General features: G+C 69.8%; 14 protein-coding genes. 4 read left to right on the top strand and 10 right to left on the bottom strand.

The genetic code is table 11. The features are described 5' to 3' along the window. Window positions 1-41: 41 nt before the first annotated feature. On the bottom strand, window positions 42-1007 hold the full coding sequence (locus tag IEZ31_RS50315) for an ROK family protein (protein WP_190257269.1): 966 nt from the start codon (window positions 1005-1007) through the stop codon (window positions 42-44). Then, window positions 1000-1848 carry a cupin domain-containing protein gene (locus IEZ31_RS50320; protein WP_190257270.1) on the bottom strand — a complete coding sequence of 283 codons (849 nt, stop codon included), beginning with the start codon at window positions 1846-1848 and terminating at the stop codon, window positions 1000-1002. Before IEZ31_RS50320 ends, IEZ31_RS50315 begins: the two co-directional genes overlap by 8 nt. A 114-nt stretch (window positions 1849-1962) precedes the next feature. Between IEZ31_RS50320 and IEZ31_RS50325 the strand changes: the two genes are divergently transcribed. Continuing rightward, window positions 1963-2718, top strand: a complete 756-nt coding sequence (locus IEZ31_RS50325) for a GntR family transcriptional regulator (RefSeq protein ID WP_190257271.1) — start codon at window positions 1963-1965, stop codon at window positions 2716-2718. Here IEZ31_RS50325 and IEZ31_RS50330 read toward each other — a convergent pair. Genes IEZ31_RS50330 through IEZ31_RS50340 form a run of 3 tightly spaced genes read right to left on the bottom strand, consistent with a single transcriptional unit; the run spans window position 2715 to window position 5765 of the window. Continuing rightward, entirely contained in the window at window positions 2715-3539 is an 825-nt protein-coding gene (locus IEZ31_RS50330; protein ID WP_190257272.1) for a carbohydrate ABC transporter permease, read from the bottom strand. The two genes, IEZ31_RS50325 and IEZ31_RS50330, sit on opposite strands and share 4 nt — an antisense overlap. Then, entirely contained in the window at window positions 3536-4495 is a 960-nt protein-coding gene (locus tag IEZ31_RS50335) for a carbohydrate ABC transporter permease (protein ID WP_229837090.1), read from the bottom strand. The genes IEZ31_RS50330 and IEZ31_RS50335 overlap by 4 nt, the downstream gene beginning before the upstream one ends. Before the next feature lie 4 nt (window positions 4496-4499). Then, complete coding sequence (locus IEZ31_RS50340) at window positions 4500-5765, bottom strand: extracellular solute-binding protein (RefSeq protein WP_190257274.1); 1266 nt, start codon at window positions 5763-5765, stop codon at window positions 4500-4502. A 378-nt stretch (window positions 5766-6143) separates the two neighbouring features. Between IEZ31_RS50340 and IEZ31_RS50345 the strand changes: the two genes are divergently transcribed. After that, the gene (locus tag IEZ31_RS50345; protein ID WP_190257275.1) at window positions 6144-7736 is read left to right on the top strand and encodes an IS1634 family transposase; all 1593 of its coding nucleotides are present in this window, start codon (window positions 6144-6146) and stop codon (window positions 7734-7736) included. On the opposite strand, the gene IEZ31_RS50350 is transcribed toward IEZ31_RS50345, so the two are convergent. Both IEZ31_RS50350 and IEZ31_RS50355 read right to left on the bottom strand, forming a co-directional pair. Next, the gene (locus IEZ31_RS50350) at window positions 7687-8631 is read right to left on the bottom strand and encodes an amidohydrolase family protein (protein WP_190257276.1); all 945 of its coding nucleotides are present in this window, start codon (window positions 8629-8631) and stop codon (window positions 7687-7689) included. The two genes, IEZ31_RS50345 and IEZ31_RS50350, sit on opposite strands and share 50 nt — an antisense overlap. Next, window positions 8628-9590 (bottom strand): acetylxylan esterase, encoded by a 963-nt coding sequence (locus tag IEZ31_RS50355; protein WP_190257277.1) that lies wholly within the window; start codon window positions 9588-9590, stop codon window positions 8628-8630. Before IEZ31_RS50355 ends, IEZ31_RS50350 begins: the two co-directional genes overlap by 4 nt. 132 nt (window positions 9591-9722) lie before the next feature. Between IEZ31_RS50355 and IEZ31_RS50360 the strand changes: the two genes are divergently transcribed. Both IEZ31_RS50360 and IEZ31_RS50365 read left to right on the top strand, forming a co-directional pair. Continuing rightward, window positions 9723-10835 carry a C45 family autoproteolytic acyltransferase/hydrolase gene (locus IEZ31_RS50360; RefSeq protein WP_190257278.1) on the top strand — a complete coding sequence of 371 codons (1113 nt, stop codon included), beginning with the start codon at window positions 9723-9725 and terminating at the stop codon, window positions 10833-10835. 43 nt (window positions 10836-10878) lie between these two features. Next, window positions 10879-11556, top strand: coding sequence for a FadR/GntR family transcriptional regulator (locus IEZ31_RS50365; protein WP_190257279.1), 678 nt, complete (start codon window positions 10879-10881; stop codon window positions 11554-11556). A gap of 12 nt (window positions 11557-11568) precedes the next feature. Here the strand turns inward: IEZ31_RS50365 and IEZ31_RS50370 are convergent, their stop codons facing one another. The 3 genes from IEZ31_RS50370 to IEZ31_RS50380 form a co-directional block, all read right to left on the bottom strand. Continuing rightward, window positions 11569-12348, bottom strand: a complete 780-nt coding sequence (locus tag IEZ31_RS50370; protein WP_190257280.1) for a hypothetical protein — start codon at window positions 12346-12348, stop codon at window positions 11569-11571. Further along, the gene (locus IEZ31_RS50375) at window positions 12287-13063 is read right to left on the bottom strand and encodes a hypothetical protein (protein WP_229837092.1); all 777 of its coding nucleotides are present in this window, start codon (window positions 13061-13063) and stop codon (window positions 12287-12289) included. The genes IEZ31_RS50370 and IEZ31_RS50375 overlap by 62 nt, the downstream gene beginning before the upstream one ends. Before the next feature lie 95 nt (window positions 13064-13158). After that, window positions 13159-17295 carry a hypothetical protein gene (locus IEZ31_RS50380; protein WP_190257282.1) on the bottom strand — a complete coding sequence of 1379 codons (4137 nt, stop codon included), beginning with the start codon at window positions 17293-17295 and terminating at the stop codon, window positions 13159-13161. Between the last annotated feature and the right edge of the window lie 150 nt (window positions 17296-17445).

A 17445-nucleotide genomic window follows, 5' to 3' on the forward strand; every position in this document is an offset into this window, starting at 1 on the left:
CAGTTGCAGTTTGCCACACGATGGATTGGCTGGGAAGGTCGTCAGGAGCCGGACCGGGCCGCGGTGAACCTGTCACGTGCGTGCGACGCGGCCCCGAGCAGTGCCGCGTCCTCGTCGTCGCCCACGTGGTGCAGCTCCGTCCGGGCCCACCGCGGCCGGGTGCGGTCCCAGTGCGTTCGCACCGCCCGGCCGAAGTACGTGTCCGGGGCCAGGGTCGCGCCGGCCAGGACGATGCGCTGCGGATCGTGCGTCGCGACGATCGTGCGCAGGCCGGCGGACAGGGCGACCGCGGACCGGTCGAGCACGCCGGCCGCCCGGCCGTCGCCGTTCTCGGCGGCGTCTTGCAGGTCTCCGGCGTGCAGGACACGCCCGCTGTATGCGCGCGCGGCGAGCAGGGGACTCAACCCGTCCTCCGCGAGTGTGTTCGCGGTCTCGGCCAGGCCTCGTCCGGAGACCAGCGCCTCAACGCAACCGGTGCCACCGCAGGGGCAGCGCGGGCCGTCGACATCGATCACCATGTGGCCGAAGTCGCCGGCTCCGCCGAGCCCGGTGTCCAGCGAGCCGTCCCTGATCACCGCTCCGCCGATGCCGGTACCCATGGTCAGGACGGCGGTCGTCCCGTGCGGCCAGCGCGCCGCCACGCCCAGCGCGGTGGCCTGAGCGTCGTTGAGCAGGTAGGTGGGCAGCGGCAGGTGCGGACGCAGCGCCGCCGCGACGTCGGTCCCGTCGGTGAAACCGAGGTTGACGGCGGTACCGACGATGCCTTCCTGAACCACGCCCGCGAGTCCCACGCCCACCGCCGCCGGAGGCCGGGCCAGATGCGCGGTGGTGCGCAGGACCATCTCGGCGACGGTGCCGTACTGCTCGGACAGGCTCGGCGGCTTGGCCCGGCGGTCCTTGCGCACGATTCGGCCGCCCGACACGGCGGCCACCCGGATCCACGTCCCACCCCAGTCGACGGCGGCCACGAGGATGTCGTGACCGCCGCCGACCGCGAGGTCAGGCAACGCAGCCCGGCCGGTACTCGCCGGCCACCGAGAAGAGGCACGAGGCGGGCTCGTGGCTCATGTTGTAGAACGAGTGCTGCGTGCCGGCCGGGATTCGCACGCCGTCCCAGGGGTCCAGCTCGACCCACTTCTTCGTGCCGGTGAGCTCGACGTGCAGGTTGCCCGACTCCACGAAGATCACCTTGTCGGCGCCGTGGCTGTACACGTCGCTTCGCTGGCCACCCAGGAACGACATCTTCCCGGCGGTGAGGTGCTCGGTACTGGCCAGGATGCCCACGAGGATCTCGCGGCCCCGGGTGGAGCCCTCCATGCGCCAGAGGATGTCGGCCTCCCGGATCATCCAGGTGGTCCGCTCGCGCGGAGTGTCGCGGGCCATCGGCCAGTTGCCGAGCAGCTCGTCCTGGCCCTGCTTCGGCGGGCCGTCGAGCGGGGGTTGGGCGCGCGCGTAGGCGCCGCCCGTGCCGGACTTGGGGGCAGGCTGGAAGAACTCGAGCATCCGCAGCTGTACATTGCTGTGGTTCCACTGGTAGTGCCAGGTGTCCTTGCGGAAGAAGATGGCCTCACCCGGATTGACCACGAAGACCTCGCCGGTGACCGGGTTGCTCTGGACCATGCGCCCCTCGAGCACGTAGAAGAGCTCGTCCGCGCCGAACACGGTGGGGTGGGCGGGCGAGGAGATCGCTGAACCATTCGGCGGCATGCCGACGATGTTGAGGTTCATTGTCGCGTCGTCCGCGTAGAACCAGTCGCACAGCCGTCCCGTGGTCTCGTCGCCCCACGTGCGCCGCTCGAGGTCTCGGTATCGAAGGACCTGCGGCTCGCGGATGCTCTCGTCTGTCATATCGCCCTCTCGTGGCCAACTGGTCTGTATTGTAGACCAGTCTGGGAGGACCGGGTCGTGCGTGTCAAGGGCGTTAGGATGCAGCGCACACCGACACAGCGAGGAGTGGCAGCCGTGGTGAAGGCACTCGACCTCAAGGTCTCCCCGGCCCGGGTGGACGGCCGCAACAACGCGGTCGAGGCCTACCGTGCCCTCCAGGAAGCGCTGACCGTGGGGCAGTTCCCGGCCGGCACCCGGCTGCCCGGTGAGCGCACCCTGGCCGCCGAGCTCGGGGTCAGCCGGGCAACGCTGCGGCAGGTGCTCAGCGCCCTGGCCGATGCCGGACGGATCGTGCCATCGCCGCAGCGCGGCTGGTTCGTCGCCGAGAACCGGCTCGTGCACGAGCCCAACCGGTTGCGCGGGCTCAGCGAGGTCGCGCGCGAGCGCGGCATGGAGGCGACGTCCCGGGTCATGCGGGCCACGGTTCGCCCGGCCACCCTGGCCGAGGCAGAGGTCCTGGGCATCGACACCTCCCAGCCGGTGGTCGACCTGCGCCGGGTCAGGTTCCTGGACGGCTCGCCGCTCAGCGTCGACCACTCGTGCCTCGATGCCGCCCGGGTGCCCGGCATCGAGGACGTCGACTTCACCGGCCAGTCGCTCTACGACGTGCTGCGCGACCGTTACGACATCGCGGCCAGCCGGTGCGACTACGAGCTCGCGGCGGAGGCGGTCAAGGCGCGGGAGGCCAAGCTGCTCGGCCTCGAGCCCGGCGATCCGGTGCTGGTCGGCTACCAGAAGACCTTCGACCAGCACGACCAGTGCTTCGACGTGGGCCGCCAGCTGTACCGCGGGGACGCCTACCGGTTCCAGGCGTCGCTGTTCCGCTTCTAGCCCTTCATCGCGCCCGATGCCATTCCCTGCATCAGCCGCTTCTGTACGACGAGGAAGAAGATCACCACGGGGATCGTGAAGATCACGCTCGCCGCCATCACTCCGCCCCAGTCGGTGTAGTAGCTGGAGAAGTACTGCTGCAGGGCGACGGGGAGCGTTTCGATCTCGGGCCGCTGCATGTACGTCGCCGAGAACATGAGCTCGTTCCACGACGTGATGAACGCGTAGACGGAGCTCGCCGCCAGCCCCGGCCAGGCCAGCGGAAACACGATCGACCAGACGGCGCGCAGCCGGCTCGCCCCGTCGACCAGGGCGGCCTCTTCGAGCTCGAACGGGATCTCCACGACGAACGAACGCAGCATGAACGTGCACAGACCCACGGTCAGGGCCAGGTGGCTCAGGGTCAGCCCCTGGAACGTGTTGAGCAGGCCGGCGTTGCGGAACAGCGTGAACAACGGGATGACGAGGATGGTCTGCGGCAGCAACTGCGTGACGAGGATGACGACCGTGAGGATGTGCCGGGTCCGCAGCCGATAGCGGGCCAGGGCATAGCCCGCCAGCAGCGCGATCAGGCCGGTCAGCGCCGTCGTCGCCACGGCGACGATGAGGGAGTTGCGGAACTGGGTGGGGATGTTGCCGTCGAGCAGGTGCGTGTACCGCTCTACGGTCGGCGATGTGACGACGAACCGCGGGGTGCGGGTGAACAGCTCACTGTCGGGCTTGACCGACGTGACCAGCATCCAGAAGAACGGGAACAGGCTGCTCACCACGATCACGGCAACGAGCAGGAACAGCGCACCACGGCGCAACAGTGACGTCATCGGACGTCCTCTCGGTTCAGCCGGACGTACAGCACGCTCACCGCGGCCAGCATGAGGAACAGGACCACGGCCATGGCCGCGGCGGAGCCCTGATCGAGCTGGGCGAAGGCCTCGAGCCAGGTCAGCAGGGACAACACCTCGGTCGAGTGGTCCGGGCCACCGGGCGGTGTGGTCATCACCAGGAAGTGGTCGAAGGACTGATACGCCCAGATGGTCGAGATCGTGGTCATCACGACCAGCAGGGGACGGATCATGGGCAGCCGGATGCGGCGCAGGATCTGCCAGGCGCTGGCGCCGTCGACCCGGGCCGCCTCCACCACTTCACCGTGGGTGCCGCGCAGCCCGGCGAACAGGGAGACCGCCACGAAGGGAACCGAGTGCCAGACGACGGCGACCGTGATGGCCACCATGGCCGGTGTGCCCGTGCTGAACCAGGAGTAGCCGTTGAAGGAGTCGAGGCCGAACCAGTTGACCAGCAGCCAGTTGACCACGCCGTACTGGTCGTCGAACATCCACTTCCAGACAATGCCCGACGCGACCCGCGGCATGGCCCAGGGCAGCAGCACGATGACGCTGAGCACCTTGGCCGCGCGGGGCGCGGCGTCGAGGACCAGGGCGATGGCCAGGCTCAGCAGGATCGTGGTGACGACCACCGCGGCCGCGAACAGGGTCGTGCGCAGCAGCGCGGCGGTGTAATACGGGTCGGCGAAGATGTCGCGGTAGTTCTTCAGCCCGACGAACGGTCCACTCTGCAGGTACTCGCCGTCGTGGAACGACAGCCAGATCGTTCGCAGTACGGGATATCCGACCACGCCGGCGATCACCGCGAGCAGCGGCGCCAGAAAGGCCCACGGCAGGAATCGCTTCTCGAAGCCTTGCTGTCCGCGCACTGAGCGCCGCTCGCGCAGCGCCCTCGGGGTGGCCGAGGACGCTGCGCGACGGATTGTGGTCTTCACATTCTCAACCAATTGCCTGGTTCACCTGGTCTGCGAGTTCCTTCATGGCGGCGTCGGCCGTCTTCTTGCCGCTCATGATCGATTGCATGGCGTTCACGATGGAGTTGGCCCCCTCGACCTTCCCCCAACTGGCCACCGGGGGAATGGAACGGGTGTGGTCGGCCTGGTCGGCGTACGCCTTGAACAGCGGGGCGGAGAACGAACCGGTGGCCTTCTCCTGGGCCAGCGCATCGTTCGTCGCCGGGAGCAGACCCAGGTTCGAGGTGACCGGCACGAGGTTTTCCTTGCTCATCATGAACTTCACGAAGTCGTTCGCCACCGCCTTGTTGTTGCACTCGCGGAACACGGCAAGGTTGCTGCCGCCGGCGAACGTGTCGTTGTTCCCGCCCGGCCCCTTGGGCAGGACGGCCGTGGCCAGCTTGCTCTCCAGATCGGGAGCCTGCTTGAGGATGGTGCGCAGGTCCCACGACCCGCCGACCATCATCGCCGTCTGGCCCAGGCCCATGGACTTGTCGACGTCGGCGGCGGTCCAGGCCGAGGCGCCGGCGGGCGACAGCTTGTCCTTGGTCAGCAGGTCGGAGTAGAACTGGAACGCCTGGACGGACTGCGTCGAGCCGGCCTCGGAGACCCACTTGTCGCCGCTCTGCTTGGCGATCTCGCCGCCCCAGTTCCAGATCAGCGGCAGGTAGTACCAGTGCGCGCCGCCGATGATGCCGAACCCGTTGACGCCCGGGTTCTTCGCCTGGACGGCCAGGGCAGCCTCGCGCAGCTCGTCCCAGGTGGCGGGGGCCGCGGTCTTGCCGATCCCCTCCAGCAGGTCCTTGCGGTAGATCAGGGCGCGGACACCGGTGTCGTAGGGAACGGCGTACGACTTGCCCTTGAAGATGGTCGACTCGATCATGCCGGGCACGTAGGTGCCCTGCAGCGTCTTGGGGTCGTCGGCGTATACCTCGAGGGCATTGAGTGCCGCGAATTCGGGGGTCCAGGTGTTGCCGATGAGCGCGACGCAGGGAACGCTGCCGCCGGCGATCGAGGTCAGGTACGTCTGGTGTGCGTCTTTACCGAGGAACCGGAGGTTCACCTTGGTCCCCGGGTGTGCGGCGGCATAGTCGTCCGCCAGCTTCTGCATGATCGGCTGTTGGGCGTCCCCGATGGGATCGCCCATCCAGAAGTCAATGGTTCCCTTGATCTCGCCCGAGCTGTTTGCGCCCGAGTCACTCGCCCCACCGCAGGCCGCGAGGGCCAGGGCCCCCGTCAGCCCGATGGCCACGGCGACACGGCCGCGCCATAAGTTCCTTGCACGCATCGCTGCTCTCCTCTGCTGGGGGACCGAAGACCTGCCAAAGCGCGGGGTACGCGGTGCCTCCGGACCTGTCAACCTGCCCGGCTGTCTGACAGCCCTATAGGTTGTCCCTCAGGGTGCACCGTGGTCGGGTGGATCGCAAGGGCCTCCGCTCTGTTCGTTACGAAGTTTCCTTGCGCCCGGGTCCCGCAGTTTGGTACACACGCGGGAGCGATCGGTTTCGGATTTCCGCTGGTCAGTGGGGTGCCGGCCGGTCGCGAAGCGGCTCGGAAGGGTGAACGTGTAGTAACACGACCCAGTATCTTGACCTTGCGCTAGCAGGTCAAGAATGGTTTGGTCGTAGGCATGTTCCTGCGGTTCACGTCGCGGACCAACGCCGACGGCGCGGTGGTGCGCTACGTCGCCTTGGCCCACAACCGGCGGGTGGACGGGCAGATCAAGCCGGACGTGCTGATGAGCCTGGGCCGAGTGGACCAGGTTGACGTGGCCGGGCTGCAGCGGCTGGCCGCGTCGATCAGCAAGCACTTCGGCGGCGACGAGCCGACCGGTGCCGCGCCGGCGGGTGCGGCCGCCCGGGCCGGGTCGCTGGAGGTCGTCGACGTCCGCACCATCGGAGCCACCTGGCTGCTCGACGGGCTCTGGCACCGCCTCGACGTGGGCGCGGCGGTGCGCGCGGCCACCGGCGCGCGGCGGTTCACCGCCAACCTGGAACGGGTGTTGTTCGCGCTGGTCGCCCACCGGGCGGTGGCCCCGATGAGCGGGCTGTCGGCCGCCGAATGGGTGCGCGAGGAGACCGCCGTGCCGGGACTATCCACGATGGACGATGAGCACGCCCGCCGGGCGATGGATCTGCTCGTGGACGCGGACACGCAGGCGCGGGTGCAGGAGTCGCTGTTCCTCGCCGTGGCCGACCGGCTCGACCTGTTGTTCTTCGACACCATCCAGGTCGAGTGCGGCGACGGGGAGCGGATCGTCATCGGCCTGGCCGTGACCAAGGAAGGCATCCCGGTCCGCTACTGGTGCTGGCCGGGTGGCGCCGGTGACGACTCCGTCCCGGCCGAGGTCCGCGACGACCTGCTGGACCGGCATCCGGGCCGGGTCGTCACCGTGGTCGAGCGCGGCTTCTCCGGCGCGGACGACCTGGCCGGCCTACCCCGCGCCGGCGGACACTACATCGCCGGAATGCGCATGTGCGACGGCAACCGCCTCGTCGAGGCGGTATTGTCGCGCCCGGGCCGCTACCGGTACGTCCGCGACAATCTGCGCGTCCGGGAGGTCCGCCTCGACGGTCAGGACGCCCGGTTCGTCGTCTGCCACAACCCGGACCAGGCACAGCGCGACCGCCGGCAGCGCGACGAGGCAATCGTGCACATCCAAGCCGAACTGACCCGGATCGCCGAGCAGTGCGCCGGAGACGAAGCCGCCCGCGTCCGGGCCGAGTGCGCGCTCCGCGACCACCCCACCCTCGGCCGCTGGCTGATCCGGCCGCCCGGCGGACGCCTGAAGGTGGACCCGGCGAAGGTCAAGGCCGAGGCCAGGCTCGACGGCAAGTACCTCATCGCCACCTCCGACCCACACATCAGCGCCGAAGACGTCGCCCTGGGGTACAAGAACCTCCTGGACGCTCGTGACCTCAAGACGCGGCTGCTGCCCGGACCGGCGGGAGGCCGCATCCGCGCGCACGTGCCGATCTGGTGGCTGGCGCTCCTGCTGACCCGGGTCGCCGAGCACTCCAGCGGGCAGACCTGGCGGACCATCAACCGGCAGCTCGGGCGGGTGGCACAGGTGACCCTGGCCGGTCCGGCCGGCACCGTCACACAGACCACGCCACTGGGCCCCGAGCAGGCCGCCATCTACCAGGCGCTGTCCGTCCAGCCGCCGGCCCGGGTCACCGCGTCCGCCCCCGGTCGCCGAGGAGCTCGCGGGCGTTCTCGCTGAGCACGGCCGACCGGCGCGTGTCGCCGAGGTACTCGCCCAAGAGGGCGAAACGCCCGGCCACCTCGTCGAGCGACGAGAACGGGAAGTCCGTTCCGAGCACGACCCGAGTGTCGTCGATGAAGGACAGCAGCGCGCCGAGGTCGGCCGCGGTGTGGGACAGGGCGGTGTCGTAGCGGAACGCCGCCAGCGCGCGCAGGACGCCTTGCGGAGCGACGGCCGCGAGCTCCGGCATGCCTTCGGCCAGCACCATGCGCGGAGCGACGGCCGGCATCGCGCCGCCGCAGTGCGAGAAGACCCACCGGACTCGCGGAAATCGGCGCGGCACGTCGGTGAGGAGCAGGTTCGTGATGAGGCGCGTCGAGTCGAAGAGGTACTCCAGGACCGACGGCCGGATGGGGATCTCGCCCTCGGGCCACCACGCGGGCAGCACCGGGTGTACGTGGACGAACGCACCGCGGTCGTTCAGGGTTTCCAGCAGGCCGTCGAACTTGGGGTGGCCGACGTACGACCCTGCGTAGCTGGTGAGCAGGCCGACGCCGACGAACTCCGGCCGGTCGAACACCCGCTCGATCTCGGTGAGCGCGGCATCGACCGAGGGCAGTGGCAGGCAGGCAACCGCCGCGAACCGCCCGTCGCCGGCGCGGACCACTTCGGTCAGCTCGTCGTTGGTGTCCCGGCACAGGGCCGTGGTGAATGTCTGATCGCCGAAATAGAACCCGGGTGAGGCGACGGACAGGACGGCCAGGTCAATGCCCAGCCGATCCATCATCCGGACCGAGTCCGCCGGTTCCCACACCGGAAACGGGGCGCCCGGCTGAGCCTGGATGCCCAGCGCCGTCAATCGGCTGACGTAGGACGCCAATGGCGCGTGGTGGTGAAAGTCGACGATAGTCATGACACCAGCTCTCGGACGGCGCGAATGGTTCGCAAGAGGTCTTCGGGCCCGCCCGCCTCGTGGCCGTTGAACTGCCACACGGTCATCTCCTTGGGCCCGGCATAAGCATTGTATGCAGCAAAAACGGTGGAAGGCGGACTCACGACGTCGTGCAGGGCGACGCAGAACCGGCCGGGGCAGGCGGCCCGCCGGGCGAAGGACACGGCGTCGAAATAGGCCAGCGTCTCGAAGGCGCGCTCCACCGAACCGCGGTGGGCGGCCAGCCATTTGACGATTTCCCCATGGGGACTGTGGTCCGTCACCTGTACCGCCCGGCGGAAGGCGGACAGGAACGGCACATGCGGCATCGCCAGCCGGACATCGTCGCGCAGGCCGGCGGCCACGAGCGCCATGGCACCCCCCTGACTGCGTCCCGTCACCGCGATCCGGTCGCGCGCCACGGCCTCGTGGGTCGCCACGGCATCGACAAACCGGTACGCGTCGGTGAACAGGCGGCGGTAGTAGTACCGCTCGGGATCGAGGATGTCCCGGGTCATGAACCCCGGCGCGGACGGGCCCGCCCCGTGCGGGTCCGCGGTGTGGCCGGCCCGCAGGGCGCTGCCCTGGCCGCGGGAGTCCATGATGGCGTGCGCGAAGCCGGCACTGGCGTAGGCGAGCGACTCGACCGGGTGCCCGCGTCCGCTGCCGTAGCCCAGGTACTCCACCACGAGCGGCAGGGGGCCGGTTCGCTCGTGCGGCAGCAGCAGCCACCCCCGTACGTCGTCCCCGGCGTATCCGCCGAAGGTGACGTCGTACACGTCGACGGTGCGAACCAGGGCGTCCACCCGCTCGAACCGCGGATCGAGGGGATGAGCGTCCTGTTCGTGCAGGGTCCGGCTCCAGAAGGCGTCGAAGTCCCCGGGCTCGGGGTGCGGGTACTCGTACTGCACCAGTCGATCGAGGGGAAGGTCTACCTGCATTGAGCGACTCCTGTCGGGCTGTCAGACAGGAGTCTAGGCAATGGCGGCCCCGACGGGGAAGGGACAACCTGTCATGCAACCTGATAGCCTGCCAGGCGGGCGAAGCCAGAAGCTACAAGTGGAGGTGCGGGCATGGCGCGGACAGTCGCCTCCGGGTACGACGTCGTCGCCGTCGCGGGCGACCCGGAAGAGCGGGGATACCAGTACGGCCTCGCTGCGAAGACCCGGATCGAGCATGCGTTGCGGACCTATGCCGACGTGTTCATGCACTACGCGTCGTGGGACTGGGCAACCGTGCGGCGACATGGACTCCGGTTCGCCGGTCCCATCGAGGACTTCTCGCCGGCGTCCGCGCGGGAGATCCGGGCGATCGCCCGCGGGGCCGGCGTCGAGGTGGCCGACATCCTGGCCCTGAACACCCGCAGCGAGATCATGTTCGCCGCTCCCGGACGGGCCCGGGCTGTGGCATCCACCGAGTGCACGTCGTTCGCGCTGACCCCCGAGCGCACGACCTCCGGTACCGCACTGATGGGTCAGAACTGGGACTGGATCGAGGGGGCCCGCGAAACCGCGATCGTACTTCAGGTGCGCCGGGACGACGGCCCCGACTTCGTCACGGTGGTCGAGGCCGGGATGCTGGCGAAGGTCGGGATCAACTCCAGCGGGGTCGGCCTGTGCACCAACACCCTCATTTCGGACGGGGACGAGGGCCGGTTCGGCGTTCCGTACCACGTGCTGCTGCGATCGGTGCTCGACAGCGACAGCGGTGCGGAGGCCGCCAAGCGGATCCAATCCACATCGCGGGCAAACTCCGCAAACTATCTCATCGGCGACGCAGGCGGGTTCTGCGCGGACATAGAGACCGGCCCGGGCGACGGCCCGGGCGGCGTGATCACTCCCGTCGGCGGTGTGGTCACGCACGCCAACCACTTCCTGGTCGACGGCCTTACCGGGGTGGACCGCTATCTCGAGCGCAAGGCGCACACGCGCAACCGGCTGCACCACCTGACCGCGCGCGTGCAGCAACACGACACGCATACGATCGAGAGCCTGCAGGAGGCGCTGGCCGACCACGCGGACGCGCCGTACAGCGTGTGCCAGCACCCGGACGCGGCCCAGCCCGCGGCCGAGCGCACCTGCACCATCGCGGGGATCGTGATGGATCTTGCGGCTCGCTCGCTGGTGTACGCCGCCGGCAGCCCGTGCGAGTCGACCTGGTCAGTGCCGGTGCGCATCGATGCCTAGTTCTGACCGATCGGCTGCCCGACAGGCTGTTAACCTGGCAGCCGTGAAGGTGATCCCCGTCGCGCAGCGCACCGCCGCCGAACACGTGCGATCGCAACTCGTCGAACTCATCGAGTCGGGTGAGTTCGCGGTGGGTCAGCGGCTGCCCTCCGAGGCCGAGCTGTCCAAGTCGTTCGCGGTCAGCCGTTCGGTGATCCGTGAGGCGCTGCACAGCGTGAACGCGCTCGGTCTCACCCGTTCGTACGCCGGCAAGGGCACCTTCGTCGACGCGCAGTTCGCGCCGTCCCAACTGCTGACCGGCAAGTACCTACCCCGCGACCTGCATGAGGTCCGCCGGACGCTGGAAGTGCCCTTGGCCGCCCTCGCGGCCGAGCGCCGCTCGCGGACCGACCTCAAGGCGATGACCGCGCTGCTCGTGCGGTTCCGTGAGGAGCAGGACCCCTCCATCCGGGTCGGCATCGACGCCGACTTCCACGTGGCCATCGCCACCGCGACCGCCAACCCGCTGTTCCCCCGGCTGGTCTCGGAACTCCGCTCGGTCCTGCAGGAGCAGGCCATTGCGGCGGCCGCCGTACCGGGCCGGGCGGCCCAGGCGGCCGACGAGCACGACGCCATCCTCGCCGCCATCTCGGCGCGCGACGCCAACGCGGCAGCCAATGCGATGAAGCTGCACCTGGCCGCCGTGGAGGACACCGTGACCGCGCCCGGACGCCGGAAATAGCAGCGCACTCGGTCAGTCGATCAGCGGCACGTGGGCGTTCTCGGCCAGCAGGCGCTGGCGTACCAGGTAGCGGCCGAGATCGGTGAGGTCGACCGTAAGGCCGGGTTCGGGGTGCACGGCCCAGGCCGTGATGCCGAGCAGGCCAGCGGTGACGACGTGCCGGGGGTCGGGCTCGCCGTTGGCGCCGGTCACCGCGACGGCGCCGTGATGGGCGAGGCCGGCCAGGGTCTGCCGGACCGTGATGGCGGCCAGGCCGGCGAACAGCTCCGGGTCGCCGGGTGGCAGCCGGTGGTCGTACTCGTCCAGCAGCTGCTCGGTGAGTGCGTCCATGTCCGCAGGTTCGCCGGTGGCGCTCGCGGCGTACAGCAGACCGAGGTACCGCGGCACCCACGGCTGCAGCCACGTGCGCAACTGCTCGCCGCCCTTCGGCGCCGACGCTGGAACGGACGGGTGAACCAGCGCATCGGCAAGCTCGGTCCACAGGTCGAGCGTCTGCTCAGCGCTCCCCTCGCCCTTCAACGCGGCGCTCAGAAGGTCCGCGCCGGCGCCGGCGACGACCCGGGCACGGCGAAGCTGGATGATGTCGAACTCGATCGCCAACCGCCACAACCGGGTCAGCGCCGGTGCGTCGATCCGCTGCCCCACGTCGACAGGGAGGCCCAGGGCGTCCATCAGCTCGACCCGGCCGCTCTTGCGCAGCTCGCCGCGGTCATCGACGGCCCGGTCGGCGTCACCGACCCACACGGCCAGCACGGCGAGCTGCCGCAGCAACCCGGCGCCGTCGACGGCCACGCTGTTTGCGAGGGCAGCCGCGTCGGGCAGCGCGATCGGCGGAAACGTCCGACTGCTCGCAGCCGCAGTCACAGGCGAGGTCCGGCCAGACCAGATGTTTCGCCGCCGGCAGGCCCGCCCTGAGCACGGCGACCTGGCCATCGTGGATGACGACCCGGCCGGTGGCGTACTCGGGATGCTGGTCCATCAGCTCGCCGAGCACCTCCCGGCGACCCTCCGCATCGCGGGCGCTGAACCGCTCCGCCCACGCATCGAGCACCGCAGGTTCGGTGTCGAGCGTGATCCCATCCGCCAGCATCGCGGTGAAGACCCGTTTGGCCAGCCGCCAACGGCCGGTGTCCGCCATCGCGGTCGGGTACCTCGGCGCGAGCCGGTCCAGCTCTTTCAGCAATGTCGGCACGCGGGTGCTGGCAGGGTGCAGCCGGTCTGTGGCGTCGAGAAACCGTAGGTAGTCACGGATCGTTTCCACGCCCTGCCCGGCGAGGTCCCACGCGTCGACCTGCCGCGGCACCACATGGGTCATGAACAGATCGTGGACGTCGCCACTACGCCACCGGGTCGGATCCGGCCTGTCGAGGTGGTCCGCCCGCCCTTGCAGCAGGATCGTGATCCGGTCCCGGCACAACCGGCCAGCCTCATCCGCGGGCGCAGGTCCTCGCGCCCGCGTCCAGTCCAGGAACTCGTCGACAACCCGTTGCTGAAACCGAGACGGCACCGGCCGACCCTACCGGAGACCACGCGCGGGTCCGAGCAACCCACCGCGCGGCGACCCCAGGAGTTTGAGCCGGATCACCGCCCAGGCTTGGCCGCTCAGCAGGTGTTGTCCAGTTTCAGGCGCCGCTCGGTCGAGGCTGCCGGCGAGCCGTCGGTGTTGAGGCCGTGGCGGGCCAACTGGCGTGCTTCGTCGTGGCGGCCGAGCCACGTCAGCAGTTCGGGTAGTCGCCGGGCCGCCCGGTGGTCGCCGATCGTCACCTGGGCGAGGAGCATTCGGTGTGCCTCGGCGAGGTCGCCCTGCGCGACCAGGACGTCCACGAGGCGTTGGGTTGCTTGGAAGTCATCGCGGTGCTCGCGGGTCCTGGTGCGTAGCTCGTCGATGGCTCGCTGGTCGGCGAGCACGTGTGCGAGGGTCGCCTCGGCGCTGAAGTCGCCGGCGTTGGCACGGGCGCGCAGCCGGTCGATCTCGCCCCGGTCGGCGAAGAACTTGGCCAGCCGATCGGCCGCTCCATAGTCGTGATTGTCAGCGCGGGCCCGCAGCTCGGCGATCTCGCCCCGGTCGAGGAGCAGGTCCGCGAGGTGCATGCCGACGATCAGGTCGTGACCAGCCTGGTCGCGGAGCCGATCGATGTCGCCGCGGTCGGCGACCATCTCGTTCCATTGTCGAGCCGCGAGGAGGTCACCGGCGTCGGCGCGCCGACGCAACCCGTCAAGATCGCCCCGGTGGACCAGCAGATCGAGGAGCCGGTCGCTGGCCTGCTCGTCGCCGCTGTCGGCGCGAATGGTCAACGCGTCGACCCGACCCTGGTATACGAGCACGTCGGCGAACTTTTCGGCGGCTGTCCGGTGGCCTTCGTCGGCCAGGGCGCGCAGCCGCTCGAACTCGCCGCGGTGCAGGAACGCCTCCGCGAGCGCGCCGGCGGCGAAGTCGTCGCCCAGGTCGGCTCTGCTCCGGAGCTGGTCGAGATCTCCGCGGCGGATGAGGGCGTGGGCCAGGCGAGCGGCGGCCACCGCCTCACCAGCCTGGGCTCTGGCCGCGAGGTCGTCTCGGTCCGCTCCCAACTCGTCATGGACGGAGGTGACCCGCCAACGGCGGTCGAGCCCGTGCGTGCGCAGGAGGCGCCACGCAGCGTCAATGTCGCCGCGGTCGGCAATGGTGTGTGCCAACTTCCGGACCGCGTCCGAGTCGCCGCGATCCGCCCGGTCCGCCAGCTCGTCGACCGCGCCACGATCCACGAGGAGTCTGTTCAACTCCTGGGTAGTGAGATGCGGTGGCATAGGCGTGCCGGACAATGCCGACTCGAGTCGATACAACGCCGCCACGTCGCCGCGGGCGATGAGCACCTCGACCAGTATGCCTTCGGCAAACATGTGGCGCGTAGCGAGCCGGCCCAGCCGGGCGAGGTCGCCGCGATCGGCAAGGATGCTCGCCAGCCGGTCGGCGGCCGGCCAGTGGTATTGCATGAGGATCTCGAGTTCGTCGAGGGCGCCGCGGTGCGCGAATACGTCCGCAATCCGCCCGAGCAGCTTCTCGTCGGCGGTTGCCGCCAGCGATATGAGTTCCTCGAGGTCACCCCGGTGGGCAAGCATCTGCACCAGCTCGGTCTTGATCTCGCCGCCCCGGGACGCGGCGAGGCGGCGCAGTGCGGGGATGTCACCCCGATGGCGAAGCAGGGTGAACATCCTCCGCGTGGCGGGCTCGTCCGTCCGCGCGGCCAACTCCGCCAGGTCTCCGCGATGCGCCAGATAGTCGGCCAGCCGGTCGCGGGCAGCGGTCTGCTCCCGCTTCCTGTCGCCGCTGAAGAGGTGCTCGTCCTCCCGCGGGGGCAGGACGACGCTGGGCTCGATTCGGGCACGTTCCCTCAACTCGTCGGCGTTTCCGCGCAGGGCGAGAAAATCTGCCAGACGCTCGGCGGCGGCGAGGTCGCCACGGTCGGCGAGGGTGCGAAGCTCATCGTAGGCGCCACGGTCGGCGAGTACTCGAGCCAGCCGCTGGCTGATCCGCCAGGTCGTACCCGAGGGGAAGCCCGTCGGCCGGAAGAGCTCACGAAGCTGGTCCAGCTCGCCGCCCTGCACCAGGGCATCCGCGAGCACCTGCGTTGCCTCCTCTGCCGCTTCCTTACTTTCGAACGACCCATCCCCCCGGTCGCCGGCGCGGGCTCGCAGGTCCGCGATCGCGGCCGGGTCACCCGTGTGCACCGCCCACTGGGCCGCCGCCGAACGGTTGCCGGCATCCGCCGCGCGCCGGTAGAGCGCGACCGCGTGCCGGTACAGCAGATGGGCAGCGGCGCTCTCGGCGACCACCACCATGTCGGCCGTGTCGGTGAGGTGTTCGAGGACCCCGCCCCAAACGTTGGCCGGAACCGGCTCGGCCGGGCGGGTTCGGATGACATGCTGCAGCAGGTAGTCGGCGACCACGTAGCCTACGGTCCGGCCCATCTCGGTGCCGCCGACAGAGCTGAGGGCGGCGGTGGCTCCGTGCAGTTTCCTTGTCGCATAAGCCATGCCGAGTTCGAACCAGTCATCCGGGGCCTCGGCCCGTTGCCGCTCGGTGCAGTAGCCCGGGGCCGCCTCGCGCAACAGCGCCTCCGGCAGCGGGTGCTCGGCGCCCAGCCGGTTGAGGTCCACCGCGGCAAGCAGGAGCGCCCAGGCGTACGGATGCACCGTCTTGGCGATCTCCCAGTGACTGACCAGCTGCGGGGCGGCGGCCAGGGTCTGGGTCAGTCCGAAGCCGGTGGTGTTCAGCGCCGTGGCGAGCACCCGGTCGGTTGCTGCGGCGGTCTCGGCGCGCCGCCGCTCGGCCGGAGTGAACGCATCTGCGACGACGACGACCTCGGCGAGCTCGATGACCTCGCGCTCCTGGGCATGCGGGTCCGCACTGTCGTAGGTCGGAGTGTCGGTGAACCGTAGGTAGCGGTCAGGCCAGATGGTGCCGACGATCACTATCGGTGACGGCGCACTCAGCAGCGCACGCATGATGCCGCCGGCAAGCCCGCGCTCACCGCCGAAGTACCGTTGGATCTCGTCCAGCCACAACACCGTCCGATGTGGAGGATCGGCGGCCAGTGCGGCGATGTCGTCCGAGCTTGACGGGTGGACGAGCCACCAATCCGGCAGCACCGCCCGGACGGCTTCGTAGGCGCAGCGGGTCTTGCCGACCGAAGAGCCGCCGACGAGCAGCACAAATCCGCCCCGCTGAGCGGCTGTTGCCACCAACGCCCGGACTCCGCGCTCGCCGCCGTCCACGTCGCGCTCGACGTAGGACGGCATGTCGCTGTCTACCCCGTCCACCCGGATCGAGGCGTGCACACCCAGCTGGCGCGGGTCCGCCTCGGACACGCGCGTCCGCTCCCGCAACGGCACCGGACCGAGCCGGGCCACAGCTGCCGGACCCCCGACCCGGGTGCCGAGGTCGCGGAAGAGGAGGGCTTGGTCCACGCTCGCCGCGGCCTGTGCATACCCCGCCGACAGGTCCGTCAGCCGCCGCCACAGATCGGCGGCCTGCGCGACCCCACCGGCCAACCGCCTGAGCTCGTTGACCGCGTGGTACCGGTCAGCGGGATCGTCGCCCTCCAGGGCGAGGTGGACGACTCGCAGCGCGCGCAGCAGCTGCCAGGTCAGTTCCTCCGGGTCGATGCCGGCGCCGATGCGCGCGGCGGCCACCGCAACCGCGGCGTCAAGGCCCTGCAACCGTTCCCGGATCTTGCTCCGGACTGCCAGCGGCGCGTTGACCGCCGAGCGGAACATCGCGTGCGAGCGCTGCTTGCGCGCATTCCAGGCAAGCGTCGCCAGCTCCGCCGATCCGGTGTGCGGAGCGGCGACGGCCAGCCCCAGCCGCCATCTGCCAGCGTCGAACTCAGCGAGGTGGTCGACCACCATGCGCAGGTAGTCGGCCAGCAGATCCACGAACGGCGGACTGCTCACCCCGATGGTGGGATTACGCCGGACACCGACGAACATCCGGCGCTCCCCGGTGGGGCCCTGCCCGACCACCAGCAGATCGTCCACCGGATACCACGCGCTCTGCTGGAACCGCACCTCGGCGAGCACGACGTCTTCGCCCAGCCCGCGAACCGGGCCCTGGGTCAGCAAGGCGGCCAGCAGGACCGCGCCATACCCATGCTCCAGCACCACCCCGCCGCCACCGGTAGCGTACGGGCTTGCATGCCCCTTCGCCGCGACGTCCATGGCATGGCCTTCGCGATCCTTCCGGTGTGGCACACGCATCGTCATTCTCTATCACGCAACGCGTCCCGACCGGTACCGCGCCGTGTGAGCCGAGGCAATTGACTTGAGCAGCGGCCGACTAGGAGACCGCTGAACAATCCGGTTTCTGGACCGGGGTCTGGTCAGAGGTGACGGGGAAGGTGTCTCAATAGGCTG

Origin of the sequence: Dactylosporangium sucinum, from assembly GCF_014647515.1 — a bacterium.
In the GTDB taxonomy this organism is placed as follows: Bacteria; Actinomycetota; Actinomycetes; order Mycobacteriales; family Micromonosporaceae; genus Dactylosporangium; species Dactylosporangium sucinum.

What these genes read in the sequence shown, in the direction of transcription:
- IEZ31_RS50380 (WP_190257282.1), bottom strand. Translation starts at nt 17,295, where the DNA reads ATGACGATGCGTGTGCCACACCGGAAGGATCGCGAAGGCCATGCCATG.
- IEZ31_RS50350 (WP_190257276.1), bottom strand. Translation starts at nt 8,631, where the DNA reads ATGACTATCGTCGACTTTCACCACCACGCGCCATTGGCGTCCTACGTC.
- IEZ31_RS50360 (WP_190257278.1), top strand. Translation starts at nt 9,723, where the DNA reads ATGGCGCGGACAGTCGCCTCCGGGTACGACGTCGTCGCCGTCGCGGGC.
- IEZ31_RS50345 (WP_190257275.1), top strand. Translation starts at nt 6,144, where the DNA reads ATGTTCCTGCGGTTCACGTCGCGGACCAACGCCGACGGCGCGGTGGTG.
- IEZ31_RS50355 (WP_190257277.1), bottom strand. Translation starts at nt 9,590, where the DNA reads ATGCAGGTAGACCTTCCCCTCGATCGACTGGTGCAGTACGAGTACCCG.
- IEZ31_RS50320 (WP_190257270.1), bottom strand. Translation starts at nt 1,848, where the DNA reads ATGACAGACGAGAGCATCCGCGAGCCGCAGGTCCTTCGATACCGAGAC.
- IEZ31_RS50330 (WP_190257272.1), bottom strand. Translation starts at nt 3,539, where the DNA reads ATGACGTCACTGTTGCGCCGTGGTGCGCTGTTCCTGCTCGTTGCCGTG.